At 45.6% G+C, this 19,287-nt stretch carries 19 protein-coding genes and 1 pseudogene; 14 read left to right on the top strand and 6 right to left on the bottom strand.

Annotated elements, in window-relative coordinates:
- Positions 1 to 136: helix-turn-helix domain-containing protein (locus ACP4IT_RS06140; RefSeq protein WP_143448119.1), on the bottom strand; the 136-nt coding region annotated here is incomplete at its 3' end.
- Positions 137 to 275: 139 nt separating this feature from the next.
- Here ACP4IT_RS06140 and ACP4IT_RS06135 point away from each other — a divergent pair.
- A complete protein-coding gene (locus ACP4IT_RS06135; RefSeq protein ID WP_011668671.1) occupies positions 276 to 926 on the top strand; it encodes an MIP/aquaporin family protein in 651 nt (216 codons plus the stop codon).
- Between the two features lie 151 nt (positions 927 to 1,077).
- On the opposite strand, the gene ACP4IT_RS06130 is transcribed toward ACP4IT_RS06135, so the two are convergent.
- The 4 genes from ACP4IT_RS06130 to ACP4IT_RS06115 all read right to left on the bottom strand — a co-directional run bounded on the left by ACP4IT_RS06130 (position 1,078) and on the right by ACP4IT_RS06115 (position 4,941).
- The gene (locus ACP4IT_RS06130) at positions 1,078 to 1,422 is read right to left on the bottom strand and encodes an iron chaperone (RefSeq protein ID WP_082265413.1); all 345 of its coding nucleotides are present in this window, start codon (positions 1,420 to 1,422) and stop codon (positions 1,078 to 1,080) included.
- 140 nt (positions 1,423 to 1,562) lie between these two features.
- Positions 1,563 to 3,287, bottom strand: a complete 1,725-nt coding sequence (locus ACP4IT_RS06125) for a phosphatase PAP2 family protein (protein ID WP_172757559.1) — start codon at positions 3,285 to 3,287, stop codon at positions 1,563 to 1,565.
- Positions 3,288 to 3,557: 270 nt separating this feature from the next.
- On the bottom strand, positions 3,558 to 3,968 hold the full coding sequence (locus ACP4IT_RS06120; RefSeq protein ID WP_011668668.1) for a peptide deformylase: 411 nt from the start codon (positions 3,966 to 3,968) through the stop codon (positions 3,558 to 3,560).
- A gap of 91 nt (positions 3,969 to 4,059) precedes the next feature.
- Positions 4,060 to 4,941, bottom strand: a complete 882-nt coding sequence (locus tag ACP4IT_RS06115; protein WP_011668667.1) for a LysR family transcriptional regulator — start codon at positions 4,939 to 4,941, stop codon at positions 4,060 to 4,062.
- A gap of 117 nt (positions 4,942 to 5,058) precedes the next feature.
- Between ACP4IT_RS06115 and ACP4IT_RS06110 the strand changes: the two genes are divergently transcribed.
- The 8 genes from ACP4IT_RS06110 to ACP4IT_RS06075 all read left to right on the top strand — a co-directional run bounded on the left by ACP4IT_RS06110 (position 5,059) and on the right by ACP4IT_RS06075 (position 12,957).
- Positions 5,059 to 6,525, top strand: coding sequence for a UbiD family decarboxylase (locus ACP4IT_RS06110; protein ID WP_011668666.1), 1,467 nt, complete (start codon positions 5,059 to 5,061; stop codon positions 6,523 to 6,525).
- 14 nt (positions 6,526 to 6,539) lie between these two features.
- Complete coding sequence (locus ACP4IT_RS06105; RefSeq protein ID WP_015474280.1) at positions 6,540 to 7,103, top strand: UbiX family flavin prenyltransferase; 564 nt, start codon at positions 6,540 to 6,542, stop codon at positions 7,101 to 7,103.
- A 2-nt stretch (positions 7,104 to 7,105) separates the two neighbouring features.
- The gene (locus ACP4IT_RS06100) at positions 7,106 to 7,516 is read left to right on the top strand and encodes a hypothetical protein (protein ID WP_047021439.1); all 411 of its coding nucleotides are present in this window, start codon (positions 7,106 to 7,108) and stop codon (positions 7,514 to 7,516) included.
- A gap of 412 nt (positions 7,517 to 7,928) precedes the next feature.
- Complete coding sequence (locus tag ACP4IT_RS06095) at positions 7,929 to 8,822, top strand: energy-coupling factor transporter transmembrane component T (protein ID WP_047021438.1); 894 nt, start codon at positions 7,929 to 7,931, stop codon at positions 8,820 to 8,822.
- Positions 8,810 to 10,462 (top strand): ABC transporter ATP-binding protein, encoded by a 1,653-nt coding sequence (locus ACP4IT_RS06090; protein WP_082265411.1) that lies wholly within the window; start codon positions 8,810 to 8,812, stop codon positions 10,460 to 10,462. The genes ACP4IT_RS06095 and ACP4IT_RS06090 overlap by 13 nt, the downstream gene beginning before the upstream one ends.
- A 59-nt stretch (positions 10,463 to 10,521) precedes the next feature.
- Positions 10,522 to 11,160, top strand: a complete 639-nt coding sequence (locus ACP4IT_RS06085; protein WP_011668661.1) for an ECF transporter S component — start codon at positions 10,522 to 10,524, stop codon at positions 11,158 to 11,160.
- Between the two features lie 14 nt (positions 11,161 to 11,174).
- Positions 11,175 to 12,224 carry a hypothetical protein gene (locus ACP4IT_RS06080; protein WP_011668660.1) on the top strand — a complete coding sequence of 350 codons (1,050 nt, stop codon included), beginning with the start codon at positions 11,175 to 11,177 and terminating at the stop codon, positions 12,222 to 12,224.
- A 25-nt stretch (positions 12,225 to 12,249) separates the two neighbouring features.
- On the top strand, positions 12,250 to 12,957 hold the full coding sequence (locus tag ACP4IT_RS06075) for a DUF4430 domain-containing protein (protein WP_024855429.1): 708 nt from the start codon (positions 12,250 to 12,252) through the stop codon (positions 12,955 to 12,957).
- Positions 12,958 to 13,037: 80 nt separating this feature from the next.
- Here the strand turns inward: ACP4IT_RS06075 and ACP4IT_RS06070 are convergent, their stop codons facing one another.
- A complete protein-coding gene (locus ACP4IT_RS06070; RefSeq protein ID WP_082265409.1) occupies positions 13,038 to 13,961 on the bottom strand; it encodes a helix-turn-helix transcriptional regulator in 924 nt (307 codons plus the stop codon).
- A 277-nt stretch (positions 13,962 to 14,238) separates the two neighbouring features.
- Between ACP4IT_RS06070 and ACP4IT_RS06065 the strand changes: the two genes are divergently transcribed.
- From ACP4IT_RS06065 to ACP4IT_RS06045, 5 genes and pseudogenes are all read left to right on the top strand, one after another.
- A complete protein-coding gene (locus ACP4IT_RS06065) occupies positions 14,239 to 14,505 on the top strand; it encodes a EutN/CcmL family microcompartment protein (RefSeq protein WP_011668658.1) in 267 nt (88 codons plus the stop codon).
- Positions 14,506 to 14,529: 24 nt separating this feature from the next.
- Entirely contained in the window at positions 14,530 to 15,498 is a 969-nt protein-coding gene (locus ACP4IT_RS06060; RefSeq protein ID WP_226769695.1) for an NADH:flavin oxidoreductase, read from the top strand.
- A 185-nt stretch (positions 15,499 to 15,683) separates the two neighbouring features.
- Positions 15,684 to 16,876, top strand: a pseudogene (locus ACP4IT_RS06055) (MFS transporter).
- A 25-nt stretch (positions 16,877 to 16,901) separates the two neighbouring features.
- Positions 16,902 to 18,086, top strand: a complete 1,185-nt coding sequence (locus tag ACP4IT_RS06050; RefSeq protein WP_011668655.1) for an MFS transporter — start codon at positions 16,902 to 16,904, stop codon at positions 18,084 to 18,086.
- Positions 18,087 to 18,145: 59 nt separating this feature from the next.
- A complete protein-coding gene (locus ACP4IT_RS06045) occupies positions 18,146 to 18,988 on the top strand; it encodes an aldo/keto reductase (RefSeq protein WP_172757561.1) in 843 nt (280 codons plus the stop codon).
- Positions 18,989 to 19,287: the final 299 nt, after the last annotated feature.

Genomic DNA, 19,287 nt, shown 5'->3' with positions numbered 1-19,287 from the left:
AAGGTTGACATCGAGATAATTCATAAGAAATTGTTGACGGTGATCGGTTCAGCCGAACGCCCATTTGGATATTGGACAGCCCTAGTTCACAAAAGGTTTCGATTTTAATTCGTTCGGAATAGGTTATACTAGACAAAAGATCAGCTCCTAAAAGATGGGTTTGTGGTAAACACCATTTTAAAGGAAGCTGATCTTTTTTGTCCGAACAGCGTTCGGATTAATTTTACAATCTACCTTATAATGAATTTTATAAGATGTGAATGGAGGAAGAATTGATGCAAAAATACTTAGCCGAATTTTTCGGCACGTTTATGCTGGTCTTTTTAGGGACTGGTGCGGTGACCGTTGCCGCGGGTAATACGTTAACGATTGGATTAGCCTTTGGGTTAGCGATTACCGTGTCTGCGTACGCGTTTGGTGGAATTTCCGGTGGCCATTTTAATCCGGCAGTTACTACAGCAATGCTGATGAATCGGCGGATTAATGGTCGTGATGCATTAGGGTACGTGATTGCTCAGGTATTGGGAGCAACAGTTGCTTCGGCTTTTATGAAATTATTTGTAAGTGGATTAGGATTAGCGACTAACCAATTGGGGCAAACCGATTTCCCTAAGATTTCGACGGGATTAGCCTTTTTAGTAGAAGTACTGGTGACTTTCCTATTCTTGCTGGTTATTTTAAATGTAACGAGTGATCGGCACGGTAATGGTGACTTTGCGGGATTGACGATTGGGGTAACACTGGCCTTCCTGATTATTGTAGCGTTGAACTTGACTGGCGGTTCTTTAAATCCAGCCCGGTCATTTGGCCCCGCAATTTTCGCCGGCGGAAGTGCCTTATCACATCTATGGCTGTACATCTTAGCGCCGGAAGTTGGTGCGATTCTTGCGGCTTTGGTCGCTCGTGTGATGGGTAGTGAAGAGTAACTTAAAATGACCTAATAATTGGCTCTGCAAAACCTTTTGGGTTTTACAGGGCCAATTTTAGTAGGTAGCTTAGTTTGTGAATTCGTTACTTCCGCAGGCTATTAGTTCAAGTGAATGTTGTTCGTAAGACCATAGTGCTCGGTAGGTATCATTAATCAGCCGTCTTCAACTCTTGCAATCGGAATTGTACAATATCTGTAATCAGTTGTACCGGCAGTGCCTGGTTATATGGGATTTGAATGGCACCTTTGGATGTTCGATATGAACTGAGTGCGGCGGCAAAATGTTTAATAGGTCCGGGAGTGGGGTATAGTCCCAGATGATTTTTAGCGGCCGCAAGATAAATGATGGGATGCTTACCAGAATAAAAAGCTGACATGCCATAGCTAATCTTTTGACTGGCATTTAGTAATAAATCTTGAAGTAATTGATATAGAGCGGTGAAGTCGGCTTGATGATTTGAATCAATATCGATTAAATAGTCATTAATTGTCATGATGAGCTCTCCGTTTCCCAAATGAATTGATTTCAGTATAGCAAACGTAGAGTAATTTTCATGAGCGCGTAATTAAAAATAACGCTGTCGGCACTAAATTTGCCGGGGGCGTTATTTTTAAGCAATATCGCACGCGCAACCTATTTTGCTAAAGATACCGCGTGTTTTGTATAGTGAACATGCCAACCATGAGGAAGTCCAGTAACCCGTTTAAATTTGCCAGTATGCGCTTGGAAGGTCATCAGTTTGGTGCCGTTTTTTAAATGTCCTTTCGTGAGTGCTAACGTTCCTCCCAGTTTAGCAGTATGTTTTATTTTTAGGTGGGAACTAGGTGTGACGACTAATCGTCCAGCTGACTGGCGGAATTGACCGCCCAAGTGGGTATAGTTTTTAGTAACCTGTAGTGTACCACCATTGAGAATAATAGTTCCCTTACCGGCGGCTGTTGGGCTAGCTAGATTCAGCGTTCCGGCTTTAAGCCGTACGCCGCCAGTAAATTGATTATTGCCAGCTAGGGTTAGTGTTCCGGTCCCCTTTTTAACAAGTTGACCTTGACCAGTCAGATTATTACGCCAAGTGTCTTGGGCATTAAAGCCGCCTCGCTTAGCGTCCATGGTGATGGTTACCTGCTGATTTAAGGCACCATAACCGTTGGTAGCAGAGAAAAGGTCTAAGCGTCCCCAGCCTTCTGTATCGTCGAGTACAGGATATCCTGAGGGTAGTCCAGTCGTGTAGAGAACATCGCGCCGTTGGTTAGTAGACAAGTACGGTAACCGTGAAGCTAATAGAACCTCGGCTCCTTTAGGCACTCGCATGGCTTGGTGAGTATCACCACTTGGTTTAAAACCGTAAGTCAGTCGTGATCGGTAGGTTGTGCGGTTAGTTTGGTAATTACTGAAATCATCTACAGCGGTAGCCACTTTGCTGTCTAATAGAGCGCTTGTGTGGGCAACTTGATAGGCTTGTTGTTTGAGATCCTGATTTTCAGGGTCATTCAATACGGCGGCGGTCATAGCGGTTCCAACCAGACGACCACCGATAACCGCTAATGGTGAATGCCGACCGGCCAATACGCGGTCGTAGCCCACCTCCGAAGCCCGTGTAATGAGCTCTTGGAAACGTTCTGGTACGGCGTAGGCCAACGTTAAGCCGGTTTCAAACGCCGCAGTTGTATGACCACTTGGAAAGTCGTAATCGTCACTTTTAGCCGCGGCCATCACATTTGACAGGGCTGGTAGTACTTTAACTTGGGGACTTTGCCGGTAGGGGCGAATGTATTTGACTACATGCTTAACGACACCTGTTCCAGAAAATGGGGAATGCACGGTTGTGTTAACTAGTTTTACCAGCGGTCCCAGCGTTGAAGTTGGATCGGCCCACTCAACCTTACTATAAGGAGCGTTGGCCGGTAGAGGAGTGGTCGGCATGGTAGTGAAATCTGTCTGGGCGTTAGCATTTTTAATGAAGGTGGTAGCGTACGGCCCTAAACCGGAGATTAGGTTGTAGCGTAGATCACGACGATCGGTCAAATAGGATCGGGTTGCTTCGGCGTCCGTACGATGTTGGGTAATTATGGCTGATTGAACGATATTTTGATTAAGAATATCGGGATCATGGGCCTGGCCACTAGACCAGTATGTAGGAAATGGACTCATTTCCCCAACGACCGGATTGTTTTGCACGGTTGTGTGGCCGGCGATATTTTGGCGATAATGATCAACAAAATAGCCGTAAGCGGCTGCGTGAGGTGCTAACTCATCAGTGGTCTTTGCTTGGGCACTTTGAATAGCAAACGGCAAGGTTACTACCGCGATAGAAACGGTAACCAGAGCCTTTTGAAACCAAGAATGCTGATTCGTTTTCATAAAGAATCCCGCCTTTCATCCGTCTGGGGAGGTTAACATCAAGGTACAAGATCAATGTATCAAACTTTTTCGGAATTGTCAGTGGGGTTAATGAAAACGATACACAAACCATACATAAATATTACACTATCAATCGGTAATAGCTGGAAAAAGTGGGTTCATTAATTTTTAAATAATAAGTGGTCCAGCCAAGTTATAATAGATATGACACGCGATGTTTGTAGTCAAAAAGCGTGCTACGCTCAGATGTAGCACGCTTTTTGACGGGGCCTAAATCAGGATGCCATTACAATGTTCGACTTCGTGTTGAATAATCTGGGCGACAAATCCGGTGAAAGTCTGACGTTGTTTCTGGAAGTTTTGATTCAAAAAAGTAACGTCAATCGTTTTAAATCGGTGGGTTGGTCGCTCACCTGACAAAGAAAGACAGCCCTCTTGTGTATCGTAGGGCCCAGCCATTTTGGTAATCTCTGGGTTAATCATCGCTACTGGTAAGATACCCATATCAACGACGATAATTCGACGGTTAACCCCAATCATATTAGCCGCCATTCCCACACAATTTTCCTGATTCGCTCGTAAGGTATCTATTAGATCAGTGATCGTTTGGCCGTCTGCTGGGGTTGCTGGTTGCGAGCGTTGTACTAGACGTGCTTCATCGTGAACAACGGATTTAATCATGGGAATCCTCCAATAAATGATATTTTTTGAGCTGTTCGTGCGTCAATTATTATCTTAGTATAGCATGAAAGTCTGCGCGATAACGTGGCGGTCAGTCCGTTAGATAATGAATGAACCGCTGTGCTGCTGGTGATAGAGTACCATGCGGATAAACTAATTGTAAGTGGCTAATGATGGGGTCAGTGAACGGGCGCATGACAAAATCCGCTGTCATAAAGGGGGCAACTGACTTGGCAAAAAGGAAAGTCACACGATCTGTGTGGGCAATCATTGCCAGCAGTGTTTCAATATGCGGTGTGGAAAAACGAATATTAGGCGTGAAGCCAGCTTGTTGATAGCGCTCGCTGATTCGTTCATAAACACCGGAACCGGGACTGAGTGTTACCACATCAAAGGGGCGCAAGTCAGGGAGTTGAATGCTGGTTTGGTGGGCCAGCGGATGATCGCTAGGGAGAACGACTTTAAGTTCGTCATCGGTTAAAGTCACAGCATCGAACTGTGAGTGGTTCAGTTGTTGACTTTGAACGTCGCGTAGAATACCGAGATCAAACGATTGGTGCTGAAGCTGAGTTAAGAGATCAGCCCCCTCTAATTCTGCCAAAGAAAAGTTAATTTGAGGATAGTCTTGCATGAATTGACTCATCTTACTGGCTAGACCGTACTGAGCCATGACGGGCACACTGCCAATCTGAATCGTACCACGCCGAAGTTCACGGTAATCTAGTAGTTCTTGCTGGAGTAATTGATACTGTGCAGTCAGCGTTTGCGCGTAACGAAAAAAGACTTCACCACTTTCCGTAATGGTTAATTGGCGTTTGTTACGTGTCGAAATTAAGGCGGTATCTAGTTCTTGTTGCATGTTCCGTAATCGTTTTGATAGCGCAGATTGTGTGATATTTAAGGCAATAGCAGCATCAGAGATATTGCGCGTTTTATAAAGTGTGATGAAACTGTAGAAATCGTCGATAGTCATTGAAGAACCTTCTTCTTATTATTCCATTTAGGCATAACATTAGTCGAAAGTTGAGTTGTTTGCAACGATTTTATGCCTTAAAGTGGTGATTGTAAGCAACTTATAGGAGGTAATCTGATGGTAAATGATCCTTATGATTTACGAAAAGTATTGGCCGAGCTAAAAACCCATGCCAACCAGTACCATGAGACGAACGTAGCTGTGAATCCAAATGCTGAATTGGCTGGTGTTTACCGCTATATTGGTGCTGGAGGGACGGTAAAACGGCCGACGCAAGAAGGTCCAGCAATGATGTTTAATAACGTCGAAGGCTTCTCCGATACGAAAGTCCTAATGGGATTAATGGCAAATCGGCGACGAGTGGGGCTCATGTTCCATCATGATTACCAAACCCTGGGAAAATTTCTAAATACAGCGGTTGAAAAACCAATTCCCCCAGTGATGGTTACTGACGCACCTACCCACGAGGTGGTTCACAAGGCCACTGATCCGGACTTTGATATTCGTAAACTCGTTGCAGCACCTACGAATACACCGGAGGACGCGGGACCTTACATTACAGTGGGTGTCGTGTTGGGATCTAATATGGCCAAGACTATGTCAGATGTGACGATTCACCGAATGGTTCTAGAAGATAAAGACAAGTTAGGGATTTACATTATGCCTGGCGGTCGGCATATTGGTGCCTTTGCTAAAGAATACGAGGCCGCTAATAAACCGATGCCCATCACGATTAATATTGGGTTAGATCCGGCCATTACGATTGGGTGCACCTTTGAGCCACCAACTACACCATTGGGGTATAACGAGCTGGGGGTGGCTGGTGCGATCCGACAAGAAGCTGTGGGTCTGACCAAAGCGCTAACCGTTGATGAGAATGCTATTGCCCGTTCTGAATTCACGTTGGAAGGGTATATCATGCCCAACGAACGGATGCAAGAGGATATCAATACCCAGACAGGTAAGGCAATGCCTGAATTTCCGGGTTACGACGGTGATGCTAATCCAGCCGTACAGGTCATTAAAGTAACGGCTGTCACTCACCGGAAGCATCCAATTATGCAAAGTGTGATTGGGCCATCCGAAGAGCATGTCAGCATGGCAGGAATTCCCACCGAAGCGAGCATCTTAGAATTAACGGATCGCGCTATCCCGGGTAAAGTTTTAAATGTTTATAATCCACCTGCAGGCGGAGGAAAACTGATGACAATTATGCAGATCCATAAGGATGATGCGGCCGATGAAGGTATTCAGCGGCAAGCAGCACTGCTGGCATTTTCGGCGTTCAAAGAGTTGAAGACAGTTATTTTGGTGGATGAAGACGTTGATATTTTTGATATGAACGATGTAATGTGGACCGTGAATACGCGTTTCCAGGCCGATCAGGATTTAATGATATTACCGGGGATGCGGAATCACCCACTGGACCCGTCGGAACGACCAGAGTATGATCTGAAATCTATTCGAACGCGAGGCATGTCATCGAAGTTGGTGATTGATGGCACGGTACCCTTTGATATGAGGGAACAATTTGAACGCGCGAAGTTTAAGCCAGTTGCTGACTGGGAAAAATATTTGAAATAAAAGGGTGATGGCTGATGAAACGGATTGTGATTGGGGTGACTGGTGCGTCCGGTACGATTTACGCGATTGATTTGTTAAAAAAGTTACGGGATAAGCCAGACGTTGAAACACATTTGGTAATGAGTCCGTGGGCCACCAAAAACTTGGCACTAGAAACAAGTTATACATTAGCCCAAGTTAAAGCGATGGCCGACTACACGTACAGTGATCGGGACCAAGGGGCTAAGATTGCTAGCGGTTCATTCCTACACGATGGGATGGTTATTGTTCCCGCTAGCATGAAAACGGTGGCGGGTGTTGCCTATGGGTTTGGCGATAATCTAATTGCGCGGGCTGCCGATGTAACTATTAAGGAACGTCGACAATTGATCATTGTCCCACGGGAAACGCCACTGAGTGTGATTCATCTAGAGAATTTAACGAAACTAGCCAAACTAGGCGCGCAAATTATTCCACCTATTCCCGCCTTTTATAATCAGCCACAAACCATTCAAGACTTAGTGGATCATCAGACTATGAAGGTACTGGATGCATTTGGCATTCAGCAAGTGACCGCTAAGCGTTGGGAGGGAGATTAGCCATGCCAGTTTTCAGTGTGACGCAAGCGGGCTATACGATTGAAGCAGCACTAACGGTTATTGGCAAAGACTTATTAATTGTGGTTACGGGTGGCAGTAACCCACATATTGGCGATGTAACAACGTTGACAAGGGACACCCCCATTCAAACAATTAAGTATCCTAGCCATGACGGACGATTCCATAAGGATAACTTTGTAGGCGAACGGGTCGCGCGAGTAGTACAGCCCAGTTTAGTTGGGAGCTGTACAGTGACGGCGGGGATTCACGTTAATCAGATCACCAAGGCCCAGATTGCTGCTTCGGCGCTGATGGGTGAAGCGCTAGGCCGCCAAATTGTGACGTGGCTGGTAGCTCACCCAATTAAAGCGCCAGCACCGCAGTATTACGGTGACGATGAACAGCCGCTATGAAACTGTGTAATCAGCCGGCGTAATCCCTAATCAAACGTGATTAAGTTATGGTGCCATCTAGCCTCTGAACGAGGAATCGATGCTCAATTATAAACAAATAATATTATTTAAGCGTGTATCAGTTGGTCTATCCTATTGATACGCGTTTTTTGGTAGTTGAAGCGTGAAAAGAGAATTTAAAATGCGAAAAAGGACAAGTCAAGGACTCACATTTCGAATTATGGGTTAGCGAAATGGTACGGAAGGCTGGTATAATTCTTACCAGCAGAGCAAGAAAGTGTAAAAATCGCAATAAAACACCACGGGTAGTAGAAAAAAGCATAATCTCAACAAGATATTGGGGCTCGTAAAATAGTGAACATGCTATGATAAGCGTTGGAAAGCGGTTGCAAAAGATGGGGTGAATAGAGAGATGCGCGTGGGAATTCAGACCGAATCAAAGCTCATGAGTCAACTGCATCCTCTGGCCGCTTTAATCTACTTCGTGGCATTATTTACGTTGCTGTTAATCATTAACCACTTGTTGCTGACGGTTTTGCTGTTTGCAAGTTTAGTCGGACTGTGTCGTTGGTATTTGGGACGGCACCGGGTTGGCCAGCTACTTAAGGGAGTCAGTTCGTTGATGATACTCATCTGGGGACTTAATGTCTTGTTAAATCAAACGGGCCCGGTCTGGTGGCAGTGGTCAGTTGGTCCCTTGACCTTTCGACTAACTAAAACGGCGGTGCTGTATGGTGGGACAATGGCGTTGTCGCTGGGCGGAATGATCCTGGCATTTGTCTGGTTTAATCAGATTATGACCACCCCAAAACTAAGCTATCTCTTGTTTCCAGTCGTACCGCGATTGGCCATGCTGCTGACCATCTCCTTACGCATGGTGCACCTCTTTACTGTGAAGTTTCGACGATTGGTGATGCTTCAAAAGACACGTAATGTTGTTGTCAGCGAAGGCTCGTGGCGCCAGCGGTTACAACAAACGGGGCAATTTTTACGCATTTTATTGATTGACTCGGTGTCCTCAGCTATGGAAACCGCTGTGTTGATGGAGGCCCGGGGATTTGGCGCACATAAAAGAAGTCATTACCGTACTTTTCGGTGGACGACAGTCGATACGGTATTTACGGTGGGAAGTGTCGGTTTGTTTGCCATTAGCTTGTATTTGCGATTCTTGGGCTGGGGGTGGACCACTGACGTTCGACAATTCTTATGGTGGCAGAAGACGGATGGGTGGTTTGTCTTACCGCTGGCGATTTTCTTAGGCGTGCCCGTTATTGGAGAGGTGGGTTATCGATTATGTCAGAATTAATAGAAGTGACTCATCTGACCTTTACCTATACTGGGCAAGCAGCTCCCGCCTTGAAGGACGTGTCACTGACAATTCATGCAGGTGAATTTATAACGTTAGTGGGGGCGACCGGCAGTGGAAAAACAACCCTGCTTAAACAGCTCAAACATGAGCTGTGGCCGGCCGGTGAGCGGACTGGTGGTTTAACTTTTCGGGATACGGCTATTCAGGCATTGTCGCCAGTCGAGAGTGCCCAACAGATTGGGTATGTTGCCCAAGATCCGCAAGTACAGCCGATAATGGCGACGGTCATGGAAGAATTAGCCTTCCCATTAGAAAACTTAGGTTATCCGACGGCAACAATTAATGATCGCATTGCCGAAATTGCGAACTATTTAGATTTGAATCATCTGTTACAGCGTGCGATTGAAACGTTGTCGGGTGGCCAATTACAATTGGTTAATTTGGCTTCAGTACTGGCACTGAAACCACAAGTGATTCTGTTGGATGAACCAACGGCACAGTTGGATCCCACGACTGCCCAGAAATTTTTGAATATCTTACAGCAAGTGCATGATGAGTTGGACTTAACAATTGTTTTGACAGAACATCGATTGAGTCGGGTGATGGCGCTGACTGATCGGGTTGCCTTATTGGCTAATGGGCAGGTCCTAACGGTTGCTGAGCCGACACCAGCGTTACAACAGATGGCGGCAACGCCAGCTTTGCAAGCCTTTGTACCGCCGGTTCCCCACTTTTTTCTTGATCACAATCTAGTTGTTACGCCACTACCACTTAGTGTAACGATGGGACGGCGAGCGTTAAGACAGTCTAGTTGGCGGTTTCAAGCCGTGACAACGCGGCAGCCAGCACAATCGGGGCCACGTGAGTCCGTATTGGTCGCTACCGGTGTTTCTTTCCACTATCCGACAACCGGTGATATTTTACACCAGGTTGAGTTACAAGTAGCGACCGGGGATTGGTTAGCAATTATTGGCAAGAATGGTTCAGGCAAGTCGACGTTGCTGACTGTTTTGGCGGGATTGCAGAAGCCACAGCACGGTAAGGTTCGCTTGAATCAGCAGGTTATTTGGCGGATGAAGAATCAAGATCGTGTCTTACAAGTGGGCTACCTTTCTCAGAACCCCACAGAACAATTTAACGGTGATAGTGTGCGTGAGGAACTCACCGCACAGGCACAATTACGAGGCACATCCGTTGCCCAGCGGGTGGACCAAATGCTGATTCGTTGCCATCTAACCGCAGTCGCTGATCAAAATTCGTTTGATTTGAGTGGTGGTCAACAACAATTGTTGGGGTTAGGCTTGGCGCTGATGACGGAACCGCAAGTTTTACTACTAGATGAGCCAACTAAAGGACTAGATCCGGATACCAAATTAAGAATCGGTCAGTTACTCCAGCAAGCTCACGAAACAGGTTTGACGATCATCATGGCGAGTCATGATATGGATTTTTCGGCACAGTTTGCGGACACGTGTACGTTTATGTTTAACGGTCGGGTGAACCCACCACAAGCAACGCGTTTATTTTTCACACAGAACTTTTTAGCAACGACGGCGGTTAATCGGCTGTTACGGCAACAAGTACCACAAGCGTTATTTAGTCAAGATGTGGTTAGAACCGATAAAGGAGGTGAGTAACAATCGGACAGCATGGATGGTGGCAGAAAAACTGGAATTGGTTAATCCCGGTCGGGTTAATGCTCGGCTTATTGGCGGGGATGTTGCTATTAAAAGGACATCACTTCTTATGGTTTAGTTTTGGATGTTTGGTTTGCAGTCTACTTCCCGCCTATTGGCATTTTGAAAAGCGCCAACTTGGCACACGATTATTGGTTTTTTTAGCGGTAATTGTGGCCTTGGGCGTAATTGGGCGCGTCCCATTGGTGGCAATTCCCAACGTCCAGTTAACCAGTTTCGTTGTCATTGTGAGTGCCGTTAGTTTGGGCCCTGAGTTAGGGTTTGTATCAGGATCGATGATGGCTTTAGTGTCTAACCTGTTTTTGGGTCAAGGGCCATGGACACCTTGGCAGATGCTAGCCTGGGGGCTAATGGGATTGACCACGGGGTTACTTGGTCGGACGTCACTCAAAAATCAACTATGGGTGATGGTTATCTGGGGAGCACTGTGGGGGTTTTGGTTCGGCTGGATCATGGATTTGTGGTATGCCTTGGCTTATGTGCGACCATTGCGACCGGCTAGCTTCATTCTATCGTTTGCGGCTAGTTTAGTGTTTGATGCCATGCACGCGGCAACCAATGCGATAAGTTTGTTGTTTTTGTATGTACCTTGGCGCAAAGTGATGGATCGTTTGATTACCAAATACACTATTTTATAAAAGGGGATTCTATTATGTTTAAGAATAAAGTAATTGCAGTTTCATTAACCACGGTCATGGCCTTAGGGGCAGTTGTTCCAATGGTCGACGCTAACGCTGCGAGTGTTAAAGTGGCATCTAAGAGCTCACAAAAGAGTAAGCAAAAGGCCCTCTATACATACGCAAAGAAAATGTTGAAGCAAAACAAAGATGGACTTTCCAGTAAAGCTAAGATTTTCAGTAAGTCTGCTTTCCCAACGACTGGGGCGGCATCCGGTTATTCTGACTTCTTGTTGGGCTTGAAGAAGCAAGGCTATAAGTTTACGAGTGCCAACAAGAAGTTGGTTAAGAAAAACTTAGTCGTTTCTAGCAAGAGCGATCCAGCAACCTTGGCGAACGCAATCATCGGATTACAAGCCATCGGGGTCAACCCAACTAAGTACACGTCAGCTGGCGCCAAAAAGAGTCTGAACTTGGTCAGCACGTTATACAAAACGTCTATGAGCAAGCAAACAGTTAATGTTCAAAGTGCGGCCTTAGTAGCCGTGTCTTCAAATAAGACGTTTAAGCAACCCAGCAAAGCGAAGTTCTCCAAGTCTTCACTTAGCTTAAAGATTGCCAAAAATAAACAATCCAATAACGGTTGGGCATACAATAATACGGCGGCTAGTGTTGATAGTGATACCACGTCAACTGTCGTTAATGCGTTGACAATGAGCAAGAGTAAAAACAAGACCGTTACGGCTGCAACGAAGGCTGGTCGGAGCTACTTGAAGAAACATATTTACAAGAGTGGGGCCTTTGGCTACACGTATGCTGGTAAGGAAAATCCAAATGCCAATTCAACGGCTGAAGGGATTCTAGCTTTGGCCACGAACAAGACGGCCTTTAGCTTTATCAATAAGAAAGCCATCAAGAGCGGTCAAACGGCAACGCCATTGAAGGCCATGTTCAGTTACGTGAAGTCCGATGGCTCAATCAAAGGGGCTTACAGTATGGTCTTAGCTTACGGGCAAGTGAGTGTGGCCACTAATGCTTATCATAACGGGTCATACACGAGTAAATTAGCTTACACGTTCAAGTAATCTTACCTAGTCAGGAGCGACGATCATGAGGAAAACGAAAGGGATTATTGCGGCAGTTATTGTCACCATTTTGCTGATTGGTGGAGCGTTGGCATTTCAACAAAATCACGCCAATCAGGCCAGTGAGGACGTGACGGCGACCAGCCAGTCGGTGACATCTTCATCACAAGCGGCTAGTGCAACTAGTCAAAGTCGAGTTAACCACAAGCACCAGTCTTCGTCAGCAACGAAGAAGGCCCACAAATCAGCGACGAAGCCCAAGAATAGTACCAGTTCGACTAATGATCGTCCTCACTCGTCTAAGGCCCAAGTGAAGACCCAGTCGTCTGCAGCGACGGCCACGTCGACTAAGAAACGCCGAGCAACGAAGCAATCAGCAGTGACGGCTTCTAAGACGGCACGTAAAGCTAAGTCGACAAAAGCAGCAGTGGCAGAAAAGAAGGTTTATTTAGTAGTTAGTGGCTATAAGAAGACGTTCTTTAAAGGCAATGTGGTCATTCACGGCAGTGCCACTGCGTTTTCCGTATTACAGGCCTCTAAACTAAAAGTGGTTTATCAAAATGGTGCGTCTGTCTATGTCAGCAGCATCAATGGATTAGCGCAAAACGATGTCAAAGTCGGGAGCGGTTGGAAATATAAAGTGAATAACAAGTTCATTGATAAAGCGGCCAATTTAAAGCGGGTATCAGCAGGCGATCGGGTTCATTGGTACTTTACGACAGCTGGTTACTAAAATTATCTGTATGTAAGTAAAAGCGGTATTCTCAGAAGCTAACATTCTGAGAATACCGCTTTTTATTAAGGTTGGTGAGTTTAATCAGTGGGCGTTGAAGTAAAACGGCCACTAACTGTGTAGACCCAGTGGTCAGTCGGGTGGTTGATTGCCATATGTGATGATTTGGCAACCCAGGTATTTTGGGAGACCAACTGATTAATCTGGCTAATTCGATTTTGTTGTCTAAATTGTGACGGGGTTATTCCCAAGGTTTGTTTAAAGACTTTGGTGAAGTAGCTAGTTTGGGAAAAGCCTAGTTGCGTGGCAATTTGGTGAATTGGGATCAGCGTCGTGGCTAACTGTTTTTGAGCCAATGTAATTTTTGGGGTATTCACGTAGGAAACGAAATTTGTTTGTAAATATCTTTTAAACAATCGACTAAGGTATGAGGGAGATAAGTAGGCGACTTTAGCCACCTCATCGAGAGACAACGATTGGTGAATGTGGTCATGAATGAAATGAAGTGCCTGATTCATGCTACGGTAGGCATCATCGTTGATAAGTGGTGTATTGAGCGGTACTAGGGACGTTTTGGTTGTGGTTGCTACATTAGCGTGTACTAACAGCTGATAGAAATGGCTGATTTGGTTTAATTGGGTAGAATCTAGTGCCGCCCAAACTTGGATCGTGTCATTAGCGTGTTCTACGAAGACCTGCCGTAGCGTATCAATTAGGTAGGTGCGCGCAAAGCGAAGCTGCTGAGCTGAAACGTTTGTAGTGTCACACAAAATGACGCCCCACAAGCGATGATCAATGCCCACCGGGAAGAGTGCGGTCGTTGTTAGCGATAATACTGTTAGTTGGTGTTGACTGGCAGTTACGTCGGTAGTCACCGTATCATCTTGTATAAGGACACCAGTAAAGCTGTAAAAAAGCGTCTTGATCTGTGTCAGACCGGTGAACTGTGCCAGGCCGTGGGCCAAGTCGTGATTATTTTTAGCTGTTGCCGAAAAAAAGGGCATAAAGGGAGCCTCCACAAATAAGATTTGTTAGAGTCCCCGTTGACCCTGTGATGTATCCGTTAACATCTAAACCAATTGTAGTAAATTCTTGTGCGAATTTCAAGAATCACAGTTGGATTGGTAATAACTGGCGGTGTCATCAGCCAATATTTCTAGGGTCTGTGACAAATTTGATGACTTTTATTAAAAAATAGGAGAGTCAATCTTAGATCGATAAAGGTGCTTACGTATCACGGTATAATGGACTTAAAATAATAATCAATGAGAAGGCAAAACGATGTATATGGCAAAGGTAGTTGGTAGTGTTGTTTCGACGGTTAAAGACCCGTCATTAATTGGTCGCAAACTAATGATTGTTCAACCGATCAATTCTGACGGCCAGACTGTTCGTCACCAAGAAGTTGCAGCGGACGCCATTGGGGCTGGTGTTGGCGAGTATGTTTTGTTAGTGCGTGGTGCAGGGGCACGACAGGTTCATCAAGGCGAAGCGCGAGATGTTAATGATTGTGCAATTGTAGGGATTATTGATCGGTTTGACCGTTAGATGAGTGAATTCGGAGGGGTAGATGTGGCTAGACAACCGTATTATTTTGCTAATGGCCTAATGATTCGTAATTCTATTTGTGCAGCCCCAATAGATAGGCAATGGGGACTGGTCAATGGTGCAGTGAGTCGGTGGGATTGCGATTTTCACCGTCAACACGCCCGCTACGTTGGTCTAGACATTGTGGGTTCAGCTTATGTGTCTACACGGGGATGTACCGCTAGAGGCTCGTTAAGCGTGGCAGGTGACGATATGATTTCTGGCTTACAGCGGCTGACGACAACGATTCATCAACAAGGTGCAAGGGCAATTTTACAGCTCGTTCATGCTGGGCAGCGAGCGATCGCTGTAATGCCTGATGATCAGTGGGTTGCGAGGGGGCCCAGTTCGAGCAAAACGCCACCAACTCACGCTTTGTCGGTCGCACAATTGGCAATGATAATCGAGCAGTTTGGACAAGCGACCCGTCGCGCCATGGCTGCGGGCTTTGATGGTGTTGAGATCCACGGTGCCAATCATTTTCTATTGCAGCAATTTATGTCGCCACTGACTAATCAGCGAACGGATAGTTATGGTGGTAGCTTGGTGAATCGGTTACGTTTACCGATACAAATTGCCCGACGAGTTTTACAGGAAGCTCAGAGTAGTCAGCGACCATTTATAGTGGGTTATCGTTTATCTCCTGAGGAACGGCTCACTGGGGGCCTAGAATTAAGTGATCAGTTATTCTTGATGCGCTGTTTGGCAGCATTACCGGTTGATTATCTTAGTTTATCATTACATCATTATTGGCAGTTGCCCTTAACGTTAAAGAGTCCGCGGCCAACGGCTGTTTTAGCTAAGCGATTCATTCCGCAAGTCCCTTTGATGGTAGCCGGAAAAGTCGTTAGCAGCCGCGATCTAAACCAGCTGGCTGATTGGCAAATTGAGTTGGTTGGTGTTGGTCGGGCGTTACTTCGAGATCCACAATGGCCGCGTCGGGTACAGTCATGAAAAGTAAAAGGTATCACTAAAGCTCAGCGCTTGGCGGTACTTTTTTTGTGGTTAGAGGGGATGATGGGACATTCAATGATGAAAACGACTATAAATAACGAGAATTTTTAATCTAGCCTGCCATTTTAGCATTAGGTAAGGTACTCTAGTAGAAGAGAAGCAAATTCGGTTAAGGAGTGATAATGGTGACGAAATATCGCTGGCAAGCCAGTGCCTTGGTCCTAGTGGCATTTATGCTAGGATGTAATGAATTTATGGTGGTGGGCGTCTTATCAGATATTGCGCGTTCACTGCGGGTAACGGTCGCAACAGCCGGGTATTTGGTGACTATTTTTGCGGTTGTGTATGCGGTAAGTACCCCGCTCATTACAATTTTAACGAATCGGTTTGGCCGTTATCCGCTGCTGATGACATTGATGGTTATTTTTTGATTGGGAATACTTGGAGCGGCTTCACTAGTAGCTACGGGTGGTTTTTATTAACCCGAATGATAACCGCCGCAGTAGCCGGTACCATTGAATCCCTGATTATCGTCTTTGCTAACGATATTGCGCCACGGGAGAAACGGGCGATGCTGATTTCTTGGCTAGCAGCGGGGTTTAGCATTGCATCGGTGGTTGGTGTGCCAGTTGGGACGGCCATTAGCACGGCTTACAGTTGGCATGTGGCTTTTCATTTGATTTCGGTGGTTAGCTTAGTGACGTGTCTGGTAATGGTTGGAATTTTACCCCGTCACATTAAGCATGTGAGCGGCACGATTAAAGACCAGTTGGTGTTGCTAACGGATCGGCGTATTTATCTGGGGGCCGCGCTAATCTTGTTTACAGCCGCGGCGATGTATACCTATTACACATATATTCGTCCGTTACTGACGACTGGTCTGGGGTTTGGTACCACAGCGCTAAATTGGTTGCTCTTTGTCCTAGGGATTATGAGTATTTTAGGTAATCGGTTATCAGGTAAGATTGCCGAACGTCATGGTTTAACCACGATGCCCCGGTTTTATGTAATGGATATCGGCCTACTGTTGTGTTTACCCGTAGCGATGCAGAGTCAGGTGGCGGGCTTCGGCGTTTTCTTGGTCTTGACGTTGATCATTATGGCCGTTAATTCCCCGATTCAGGTCCATTTTCTGGATGTAGCGGAAGCCAGTTATCCGCAATCGGTTGCGTTGGCCTCCTCACTAAATGCTATCTTTTTCAATATTGGTATTTCCGTAGGGTCGGCGACCGCATCGGTCATGTTGACACGTGTTGGCTTAGGTTATTTAGGCTGGGGCGCGGCTGTGTTTGCCGTAATTTCGTTAGTGATTGTCATTGGATTGAATCGAGCAATTGCGGCTAAAAAAGCAGCCGTAGTGGTTAATGAGTCGAAATAACTGGCTAATAGGAGGATAAAAAACTGTGAAGAAATATCGTTGGCAGGCAATTGTCTTTGTACTGGTTGCCTTTATGTTGGGATGTAATGAATTTATTGTTGTCGGGGTACTTTCGGATATTGCGCGCGAGTTCAAAATTCCCGTGGCAACAGTCGGGTACTTAGTGACAATCTTTGCCACGATTTATGCGATTAGTACGCCATTTATCACGATTTTAACAAATCGGTTTAGCCGATATAAAACGCTAATGACCTTGATGGTTATTTTCCTGATTGGGAACACGTTGAGTGGCTTTGCGATGAACTACGGCGTTTTATTGTTATCGCGAGTGGTAACGGCGATGGTCGCAGGGGCCATTATTTCGTTAATCATGACCTTTGCAAGTACGATTGCACCACGGGAGAAGCGGGCTGGGTTGGTTTCATGGATCTTTGCTGGTTTTAGTATTGCGTCTGTTTTCGGGGTGCCCATCGGTACCGCGATTAGTACCAGTTACAGCTGGCATGACGCCTTTTACTTAATTTCGATCATCAGTGCCATTACTTGCGTGCTCTTAGGTTGGCTGCTTCCCCGAAAGGTCGAACAGGTGCAAGGCAGTATCAAAAATCAATTGGTGTTGCTAAAGGATCGGCGGATTTATGTAGGGATTGCGTTAGTCTTGTTTACGGCGGCCACGATGTACGCTTATTATACGTATATTCGGCCACTATTGACTACGGCGCTAGGGTTTAGTACGACCAGTCTGAATTGGTTACTCTTCCTAATTGGGATTATGAGTATTATTAGCAACCGTCTTTCTGGTGTGTTAGCAGAGCGCAATGGGTTACGCGTGATGACGCGATTCTACGTGGCGGATGTGTGCCTGCTCGCCTTGTTACCGGTTGCCTTGAACAGTAAGATTATCGGATTGGGTGTGTTGCTAGCGTTAAGTTTGATTGTCACCATTTTAAATTCGCCCATTCAGATTCATTTCTTAAATATTGCGGAGCAGGATTATCCACAATCAGCCGTATTGGCCTCATCACTCAATTCGATCTTCTTTAACTTTGGAATTTCGCTGGGATCAGCCACTGCTTCAGGTATGTTGGGCACTGTTGGCTTAACGCATATCAGTTGGGGGGCAGCAGGTTATGCGGCCATTTCGCTGGTGCTGGCGGTGATGTTGAACCGGGTTATTAAGCATCACCAAGCGGCAGCCAAAGCAGATTAGTTCACATCGCTAGTCGAAAGCAGTAAGGTGAAATTAATTTAAAATTAGGAGGTTATCAGATGACACAAGTTCCTGTAGTGACGTTAAATGATGGTTATCAAATGCCGGCCATTGGTTTAGGCACGTTCCAGATTCGTGGTGGTGCCGGTGTTAATCAAATCTTGGCTGCAATTACAGATGGTTATCGGAGTCTAGATACGGCCACTAATTATGATAACGAAGGTGCAGTCGGTGAGGCGATTCGTCGTTCCGGTATCCCGCGTGCTGAGTTCTTTGTCACCTCCAAGTTGCCAGGTAAGTATCACCGTTACGCCGATGCGACGATGGCGATTCAGGAGTCGCTGTATCGATTAGGATTAGACTATTTTGATTTATACGTGATTCATTGGCCATTGCCTAAGCGAGATCATTACGTTGAGGCGTGGCAAGCAATGATTGATGCGCAAAAGCGGGGCCTTATCCGGTCAATCGGGGTCTCTAACTTTGAACCAGCGCATTTAGATCGGCTGATTAATGAAACAGGCGTGACGCCGGCGGTTAATCAAATTGAAGTACATCCTTACTGGGTGCAAGAACGGATGCTAAAAGAAGACACTCAACGTGGTATTGTGACTGAAGCGTGGAGTCCATTAGGGCGTGGAAGTTCGGCCCTAACGGAACCAGTCGTTCAGCAATTGGCCCAAAAGTATCAAAAGAATGTGGGCCAGATCATTTTGCGGTGGCATGTCCAGCGCGGAATTGTACCGATCCCAAAGTCACGTAACCTAGCTCATCAACGGGCCAATTTGGCTGTTTTTGATTTCTCGTTAACCGCAGAGGAAATTCAGGCCATTAATGAGTTGAATAAAACTGACGGTCGAATCGATAATCAAGATCCAAATGAATATGAGGAATTTGAATAGGTTGCTGAGATATTTAGCAGTAAAATAATTAAATGAAAAACAATGGCGTAATAAAATTATTATGATTTTATTGCGCTTTTTTTGTGCGCATGATAGCCAAGCTTAAATAGAGCCCACCATAATGCCTAACTAATGATTCGATAAAACCCTTGTAAATAAAGGATTTCAAAAAGTTATTTATAGAAATATGTAACGATTGCATGTAATTAACACGTAAATATATATAATTGATAATTGTTTTCCATTGTAAAAAAATAAATCGTTTTTTGGTTGTAGGTGTTTGTAATTTAAATTAATTG

This window comes from Levilactobacillus sp. LN180102, from assembly GCF_050106635.1.
GTDB lineage: Bacteria > Bacillota > Bacilli > Lactobacillales > Lactobacillaceae > Levilactobacillus > Levilactobacillus brevis.
The sequence above is the reverse complement of the archived record's forward strand: the minus strand, read 5'-3'. Positions and strand labels throughout refer to the sequence as shown.